This window comes from Polaribacter sp. BAL334 (assembly GCF_015767435.1).
Classification (GTDB): domain Bacteria; phylum Bacteroidota; class Bacteroidia; order Flavobacteriales; family Flavobacteriaceae; genus Polaribacter.
In genome coordinates this window covers 1-416 of sequence record NZ_JADWOV010000116.1, presented here as the reverse complement: position 1 = coordinate 416, position 416 = coordinate 1, and the positions used below count along the sequence as shown (strand labels likewise).

Below are 416 nucleotides of genomic sequence, written 5' to 3'. Positions count from 1 at the left end.
TAATAATACCGATGGTATTCAAAAAACAGACAGAACAAGAGACGCTTCGCTTTCTTGTCATACAAATTCATGTATAGGTCTTTGGAATAGAGAACATGTTTTTGCTCAATCATTAGCAACACCATCTTTTGATACAAGTTTCCCAAGTGCAGGAACAGATGTTCATAATCTTAGGGCATCTGATTCTCAGATGAATTCCTCAAGAAGTAATAGACTTTTTGCCTTCGGCAATGGTGTATCTTCAGTTACTTCTGAAGGCGATTTTTTCCCTGGCGATGAATGGAAAGGCGATGTTGCAAGAATAATAATGTACATGTATTTAAGATACCCCACTCAATGCATTCCTAACAATGTAGCAAAAGGTCAACACACGTATAGTAATGATATTCCAGACATTCTTTTAACTTGGAATATAG

1 protein-coding gene is annotated in these 416 nt (G+C 36.3%); it reads left to right on the top strand.

Annotated elements, in window-relative coordinates:
• The coding region (locus IU405_RS00610; protein WP_197436717.1) for an endonuclease at positions 1-416 on the top strand (416 nt) is incomplete at both ends.